This is a genomic window from Phenylobacterium sp. (genome assembly GCF_030681155.1).
GTDB lineage: Bacteria > Pseudomonadota > Alphaproteobacteria > Caulobacterales > Caulobacteraceae > Phenylobacterium.
The window spans coordinates 1-5,693 of sequence record NZ_JAUXXE010000044.1 but is presented as its reverse complement, the minus strand read 5'-3'; the positions used below and the strand labels follow the sequence as shown (position 1 = coordinate 5,693).

General features: G+C 67.3%; 5 protein-coding genes. 1 reads left to right on the top strand and 4 read right to left on the bottom strand.

Features of this window, described 5'->3' with window-relative positions:
- On the bottom strand, window positions 1-1,039 hold a 1,039-nt coding region (locus Q8M13_RS11675), incomplete at its 3' end, for a cbb3-type cytochrome c oxidase subunit I (protein ID WP_370870038.1).
- A gap of 136 nt (window positions 1,040-1,175) precedes the next feature.
- Between Q8M13_RS11675 and Q8M13_RS11670 the strand changes: the two genes are divergently transcribed.
- A complete protein-coding gene (locus tag Q8M13_RS11670; protein WP_305300118.1) occupies window positions 1,176-1,406 on the top strand; it encodes a hypothetical protein in 231 nt (76 codons plus the stop codon).
- A gap of 69 nt (window positions 1,407-1,475) precedes the next feature.
- Here the strand turns inward: Q8M13_RS11670 and hemN are convergent, their stop codons facing one another.
- From hemN to Q8M13_RS11655, 3 genes are all read right to left on the bottom strand, one after another.
- Entirely contained in the window at window positions 1,476-2,828 is a 1,353-nt protein-coding gene (gene hemN, locus Q8M13_RS11665; RefSeq protein WP_305300117.1) for an oxygen-independent coproporphyrinogen III oxidase, read from the bottom strand.
- Between the two features lie 123 nt (window positions 2,829-2,951).
- Entirely contained in the window at window positions 2,952-4,346 is a 1,395-nt protein-coding gene (locus Q8M13_RS11660) for an efflux transporter outer membrane subunit (protein ID WP_305300116.1), read from the bottom strand.
- On the bottom strand, window positions 4,346-5,693 hold a 1,348-nt coding region (locus Q8M13_RS11655; RefSeq protein WP_305300115.1), incomplete at its 5' end, for an efflux RND transporter permease subunit. The genes Q8M13_RS11660 and Q8M13_RS11655, both read right to left, overlap by 1 nt.

The window sequence follows — 5,693 nt, the reverse complement described above, 5'->3', positions numbered from 1 at the left end:
TCGAGAAGGTCATGCCCAGGGTCTGCGCCCACTGCGGCAAGGCCGTGTAGTGCAGGTGGTGCGGGCCCGCCCAGATGTAGATGAAGATCAGCGACCAGAAGTGGACGATGGACAGGCGGTACGAATAGACCGGCCGCTCCGCGCGCTTGGGCACGAAGTAGTACATCATCGCCAGGAAGCCGGCGGTCAGCAGGAAGCCCACGGCGTTGTGGCCGTACCACCACTGGATCAGCGCATCCTGGACGCCGGCGAACAGCGAGACGCTACGGCTGTTCAGGCCGCTGACCGGAACCGCCAGATTGTTGACGATGTGCAGCATCGCGATGGTGACGATGAAGGCCAGATAGAACCAGTTCGCCACATAGATATGCGGCTCCTTCCGCTTCCAGAGCGTACCCAGGAAGACGAAGAGATACGCAACCCAGACAGCCGTCAGCCACAGGTCGACGTACCATTCCGGCTCGGCGTACTCGCGCGATTGGGTGATGCCGGCCAGGTAGCCGGTCGCCGCCAGCACGATGAAGAGCTGGTAGCCCCAGAACACGAACCAGGGCCAGACCCCGCCCGCGAGCCGGGCGCGGCAGGTGCGCTGCACGACGTAGAAGGACGTCGCGATCAGGGCGTTGCCGCCAAAGGCGAAGACCACGCCGGAGGTATGCAGGGGCCGTAGCCGCCCGAAGTTCAGCCAGCCGTGTTCCGGGAAATAGAGCAGCGCCGGCCAGGATAGCTGGGCGGCGATCACCACCCCCGCCAGCAAGCCGACCACGGCCCAGAACATGGTGGCGATCACCCCGGCGCGAACCACGCCGTCGGCATATTCAGTCTGCGGGGACCGGAGACGGCCGGAAGTGATGGCGACGGTCATGACCGAGAGCGCGATCACGAACGCGCCCAGGAACATCCAGCCATGGAATCGGAAAAGCCTGTCGTCCGACAGGGCGGTGGCCAACAGGGCGCCGAACGCCAGGACCCCCGTTGTCACGAAGAGCAGCACCGCGTCGATGGGCGCCGCCTCTGTTCTTGCCGTTTGAGTAGACATGGTCCCCGCTGGTCATCTGAAAACGCCCGCGGCCACTTCGCGCGAATGGCGGGAACCCGCCTTGATTTCAATCAATGCGCCGACCATGCTCGGCGTCAGATCGTGCCCTGGAACAACCGCCACCCAGGAGCCAGCCATGGACCGAACGCAGACCTTGCGCGCCTGGGGCGCCGGCATCGCCCTGTCCCTCGCCGCAGTGAGCGCCGCGCAGGCCGTTGCGCACCAGAAAGCTATCGAAGCCATCGGGGTGATCTGCGGCCAGGGCCCATCGCCCCACTGCGCCTGGTGCGCCGTGGGAGTCGCCGCCGCGGTGACCGGCCTGACATTGTTGTTCTGGCCCTCGCCCGTCGCGCGGGCGCGGATCTAAGACCGCAAACCCAGCGTTCGCGTCATCCCGGCGCTAAGCCCGGATCAGCCCACAGCATGGTCGCCGCCCCTAGACGGCCTTCGAATGTCGCTGGGTTTCCGGCAGTCGCGCATCGAAGCAGGCGGCCGTGACGCGGACCAGCCGCCGGTTGTCCTCAGGCACAGTCACCCGCCGGCCCAGGACCACGCAGAGGCCGTCGGCTTCCAATTCTCGCGCCGTCTCGATGCAGCCGTCCAGGAAGTGCGACGGGTAGCCGTTGGCGGCGCAGACGGCCGCCACATCGACGGTCAGGTCGCACATCAGCCGCTCGATCACGGCCGCCCGTACCCGATCCTCTGCGCTCACCGGCAGCTTGCGGGCCAGCGGCAGGCGGCCCTCATGGATCGCGGTGCGCCACACGTCGGTCCCAACCGCGTTCTGAACGAAGCCCTCGCGGAAGCAGCCGATCGAGGATGGTCCAATCGGCACAAGCACCGGCGCTGGATCATCGGTGTAGCCCTGGAAATTGCGACGCAATGCGCCCGTTGCCGCGGCCTTGGCCAAGGCGTCCTGGGGCTTCGCATAGTGGTCGATGCCGATCCGCACATAGCCGCCGGCAACCAGCGCCTCGTCGGCGGCGTCTGCCTGCGCCCAACGGCCGACGGCGTCGGCCAGATTGGCGTCCTTGATCACCTCCTGGTGCTTCTTCATCCAGGGTACGTGGGCGTAGCCAAAAACGGCGATGCGATCCGCGTCCAAGCTCAGCGCCAGCTCGACCGTGCGCCGCACACTCTCCGGCGTCTGCAACGGCAGACCGTACATGAGGTCGAAATTGATGGCTGTGACGCCGGCGGCGCGCAGGCGCTCCACGGCGATGGCGACCGCATCGAACGGCTGGATCCGGTTGACCTTGGCCTGCACAGCCGGGTCGAAGGTTTGAACGCCAAGGCTGACCCGCGTAACGCCGGCTTCACCCAAGGCCTCGATGAAGGCCTGCGACAGCAAGGCGGGGTCCAGCTCCACCGCCACCTCGGCGCCGGGCCGCAGACGCAGCCGGCTCGAGAGCTTGCGGGTCAAGGCCAGGAAGTGCTCGGGCGACAAGGCGTTGGGGCTGCCGCCGCCGAAATGCAGGTGGGCCGCGCCGGCGTGGTCGCCCAGGCCATCGGCCAGCAGATCCACCTCGCGCATCACCGTTTCATAGTAGGCGCCGATCCGGTCGTACTCGTGCGCGACGGTCGTATGGCAGCCGCAGTACCAGCAGAGCCGGCGGCAAAACGGGACGTGGACATAGGCCGAGATGGCGTCAGCCGCGCGGGTCCCCGCCAGCCAATCGACCGGCGCCAAGCCGTCCGCCGCAGGCTCGAACGCCAGCGCGGTGGGATAGCTCGTATAGCGCGGCAGATTGCGCTGGGCGTGGCGTAGCTGGTGGTCGTTCGGCGACACGTGGCCTCCTTGGAGATGCCGGGCGGCCAGACAGGCGCGCCGAGTGTCGAGCTATGTAGCGGCGCAGGCGGCGCCGCTGAATTCCGCACCATCCCCTAAGGGCTTTCCCGTACCGCCGCCCCGCTATGGCCTGGGGGGAGATTCCGGTCCGGCGTCGCCGCCCAGCACCCGATAGAGCGTGACCCGGTTGATGGCGGCGGCGAGTTGGGTCGCCACCAGCGACTGCTGGGCGCTGTAGAGCGAGCGCTGGGACACCAGGCTCGCCAGGAACGTGTCGACGCCGCCCCGGTAACGGGCCTCGGTGAGGCGGAACGTATCGTCGGCGGCGGCGACTTGAGTCCGGCGCGCGGCGAGTTCGTCGGCGATCGTGCCTTGTCGGGCGAGCGCGTCGGAGGTTTCCCGGAAGGCGGTCTGGATCGCCTTTTCATAGGCCGCCAAGGCCGCGTCGCGTTGCGCGCGCGATTGGGCGACGCCTGCACGTCCGGCCCCCGCCCGGAAGATCGGATAGTCCACGCGGGGCGCGACGGAATAGGTGAACGCCCCGTCGGTGAACAGCGAAGCCAGCGAGCCGGTGGCGTAGCCAAGCGCGCCGGTCAGCGAAATCGTCGGGAACAGCGCGGCGCGGGCTGCGCCGATCTCGGCGTTGGCGGCGCGCAAACCATACTCGGCCTGCATCACGTCGGGCCGCCGCAGCAGAACGCTGGATGAAAGACCGGCAGGCAAGGTCGCAAGACCTGCGCTGGCCTGGTCTATCGAGCCTGGCAGCAACGCCTTGTCCACCGGTGATCCCAGCAACAGTTGAAGCGCATTGAGATCCTGGGCGACCGCGGTCCGTAGCGCCGCGACGTCCGCCTGGGCGGTGGCGAGGATGGTCTCCGCCTGCCGCAGGTCGGTCCGCGGCGCGACGCCACCCCGCAGCCGGGCGTTGGTCAATTGGACGCTGCGCTCGGCATTGGCCGCGGTCTGGCTTGCGATCCGCAACAGGCTCTCGTCCGCCGCATAGGTGAGCCACGCCTCCGCCACGTCGGCCACCAGGATCAGCCGTGTCGAACGCGCCGCCTCCTCGGTCGCGAAATAGCGGTTCAAAGCCGCGTCGCTGAGCGACTGGAGCCGGCCAAAGAGATCGACCTCAAAGGCGGTTATGCCGAGGTCGACGGAATAGGCGTCAGGCGCCGTCCCGCCCTTGCCGCCCGTGTGAGCGTATCGGCCGCCGAGATCGATCTGCGGAACCTGAGCGGCGCGTTGAATCCGGTACTGGGCGCGCGCCGCCAGGATGTTGGCGGCCGCGACGCGCAGATCCCGGTTGTTGACCAGCGCCTGGTCGATCAGTTGCTGCAGCCGGGCGTCTGTGAAGACGTCGCGATAGTTGATCGCAGGCAGTTCGGCTTGGCTTTGGCGCAGATAGGGATCGCCCGCCGGCCATGAGGAAGGCACCGGCAAGGGCGGCTGGACATAGGGCGCCTGCAGCGAACAACCGGCGAGGCAAGTGGCGGCAAGCAGAACAGAGAGCCTGCGCATCAGACATGCTCCGGTTCGGTCGCTGGCGGCGGAACATCACCGTCCCGACCCCGGCGCATGAACTTGACCCCACCGCGGAAGCCCTGGCGCACCATGATGAAGAATAGCGGGATGTAGAAGATCGCCAGGATCGTGGCGGTCAGCATGCCGCCGATCACCGCTGTGCCGATAGCGATCCGGCTGTTGGCGCCGGCCCCGGTCGAGATGGCCAGGGGCAGCACGCCGAACACGAAAGCCAGGCTGGTCATCAGGATAGGACGCAGGCGGATACGTGCGGCTTCGATGGCCGCCTCGACAACGGGTGTCCCGCGTTTCTCGGCCTGCTCCGCGAACTCGACGATCAGGATCGCATTCTTGGCCGCGAGCCCCATGGTCGTGAGCAACCCGATCTGCAGGTAGACGTCGTTGATCAGACCGCGCAGCGTCACCGCCAGAACCGCGCCGACCAGCCCCAAGGGGATGACCAACAGCACGGCCAGCGGGATCGACCAGCTTTCATAGAGGGCCGCCAGGCAGAGGAAGACCACCAGCAGGGAAAGCCCGTAAAGCAGAGGCGCCTGGCCCGACGACAGGCGTTCCTGATACGAGAGGCCGGACCAGGCGATGCTGGTCCCAGGTATCTGGCTGGCCAGTTTCTCGATGGCCTCCATAGCCTGGCCGGAGCTGCCGCCCGGCGCGGCCGATCCCTGGATTTCGTAGGATGAAATCCCGTTGAAGCGCGACAACGTCGTCGGCGCTTGCGACCAGGACACGTTGGCGAACGAAGAGAAGGGCGCCATCTGGCCGGCCGCTCCACGAACGTACCACTCGCCGAGGTCCGAGGGCTCGGCGCGATAGGGCGCGTCGCCTTGGACATAGACGCGCTTCACCCGGCCGCGATCCACGAAGTCGTTCACATAACGCCCGCCCCAGGCGGTGGAGAGCGTGGCGTTGACGTCGCTCTGGCTGAGACCGAGCGCGGCCAGCTTGCGGGCGTCCGTGTCGATCTTCAGCGTGGCGATATCGGGTAGTTCGGTCAGCCTGACCGAGGCCAGCGCCGGATCGCTTCGAGCCGCTTGCAGAAGTTTGTCACGGGCGGCGTCGAATTCCGCACGTGTCATGCCGCTCGAATTCAGCAGTTCCATCGTGAACCCGTCCGACTGGCCAAGGCCGCGAATGGCGGGTGGGACCAATGCGAAGACCCGCGCGTCCCGGAAATTGTGGAAGGCGGCAGAGGCGCGGCCCACAATGGCGTCGGCGCTGTTGTCCTTGCCCTTGCGGTCGGCCCAGTCGCTGAGGTTGATGAACGCTTGGCCGGTGTTCTGGCCGCTGGCTCCGCCCCCGCCGCCGCTCACCGAGAACATCGTG

Coding starts and splice junctions, on each gene's coding strand:
- Q8M13_RS11670 (WP_305300118.1), top strand. CDS start 1,176: ATGGACCGAACGCAGACCTTGCGCGCCTGGGGCGCCGGCATCGCCCTG.
- Q8M13_RS11660 (WP_305300116.1), bottom strand. CDS start 4,346: ATGCGCAGGCTCTCTGTTCTGCTTGCCGCCACTTGCCTCGCCGGTTGT.